The 1,612-nt window shown below is 39.5% G+C and carries 1 protein-coding gene; it reads right to left on the bottom strand.

Annotated elements, in window-relative coordinates:
* Positions 1–16: 16 nt before the first annotated feature.
* Complete coding sequence (locus tag LB450_RS13570; protein ID WP_224489798.1) at positions 17–1,576, bottom strand: IS1182 family transposase; 1,560 nt, start codon at positions 1,574–1,576, stop codon at positions 17–19.
* Between the last annotated feature and the right edge of the window lie 36 nt (positions 1,577–1,612).

Genomic DNA, 1,612 nt, shown 5'->3' on the forward strand with positions numbered 1-1,612 from the left:
TTTATCAGAGTTGGATTTACACTAAATTTAGAGGGCTTAAATCAAAGTTGATTAAGTATTGCAGGGTTTTTATTTCACAAAGCAAAGACTGCAGAGCTTTTGCTCCACTTTTTACTCGTTTTTGAGTGAATTTTAGATACTTCTTCAGGTTATAGGCTATGGCTGAAAGGTGCATCACCTTGTTGGCTTGTTGCAAACCGATGGTGTTGATCTTTCTTAAACCCATGAATTGAGTGAGTGTCCCAAAGACAGGCTCTACTGTACTCTGGCGTTTTGCTTTCATGTATCTACCTTGTTTGCTTTCTACCCGCTCTATGTTTCGATCATACTCTTCTTTGTAGTAGGTCACTGAGAACTTTTTCTCTTTGGCTGTTCTGCCTAAACATTCAGCTTGCAACGGACATCCTTTGCACTGTTTACTTGAACTTCTGTATTCTTTCTTTAAAGTTGCTGTTCTGTAATCTTTAAACACCTTTTTGAAGGGAATGATCTCTCCTTGAGGACAGACGTAATGATCTTGCTCCTTATTATAAATAAAGCCTTCTGGGCCGCCTCTATAGGTTCCGTGAGCTGGAATAAAACTCTGTAATCCTTTTTGCTCTAGATAAGCATAATTCTCTCCGCTACTATACCCTGCATCTGCTATGCAGTTTCTCCAAAGCAATCCTGTTTTATGCAATCTTGGCTGTAATCGACCAACAATATCCTGAAGGTATTGATTGTCTTTCTTATCCGCACGATAGGCTCTTATATCGGTAATGACATGGTGTCCAGTATCGACACTAAGCTGACTCAGGTAATTCAGCTTTCTGGCTTTGCCTGGTTTAACACTAATGCGAGCATCTGGATCTGTCGGGCTGTAGTGGGTTTTATTACTGGTATAGCGAGCCCCTTTGTTTTTTGCCCCTGGACGATAGTCTTGATCTTTTGACCATTTTTTGTTTCTGGACTTTAGGGCTGCCAGCTCTTGCTTATTAGCACTAATGCTTTGTTGTTCTTTGCTAGCTTTATTCTCTTTAGCCTTTCTATAGACTTCTTTATCTCGGTGGCTGATATGGCGAACTTCTGCAAGATGACCCTCCAGGTCCTGCTCAGGTACTTTGAGTTCCAGACTATCCATCGAAGCGTTGGCTTTGACTGGTGCGGAGTCTATAGCTTGGGTATGACCGCTGACCATACCTTTATCAATACACATCTGTAAAACTTTGGTAAAAACCTCTTCAAATATCTCTTCTGGAAAAAGCTGACGAGTTCTGCTTATTGTAGAATGCCAGGGCAATTCATCGTCTATATCGTAGTCTATAAAGAACAAAATATCCAAGCGCATACTACAATGCTCAATCAGTTTACGATCACTGATGATGTTCTCTAAATAGCCAACTAAACACAACTTAAAGAATACAATAGGATCAATGCTTTTTTGACCGCTTGAACCGTAATAAGGCTTGGTTAATTTGTACAGATCATCTAAATCCAAAATCGACTTTAATCTGCGATAAAAATTCTCTTCGGGGATGCGTTCACTCAATAAGAATCGAGTGAACAATTTCTCTTGATAAGTCTTTTTTCCTTGCATTACTAAAGATAATCAATTCCAAACTTTTCAATGCCA

The organism is Psychroflexus curvus, assembly GCF_020164585.1.
Classification (GTDB): Bacteria; Bacteroidota; Bacteroidia; order Flavobacteriales; family Flavobacteriaceae; genus Psychroflexus; species Psychroflexus curvus.

Excerpts from the sequence above, each read along its gene's own strand:
- LB450_RS13570 (WP_224489798.1), bottom strand. The coding sequence starts at position 1,576 with ATGCAAGGAAAAAAGACTTATCAAGAGAAATTGTTCACTCGATTCTTA.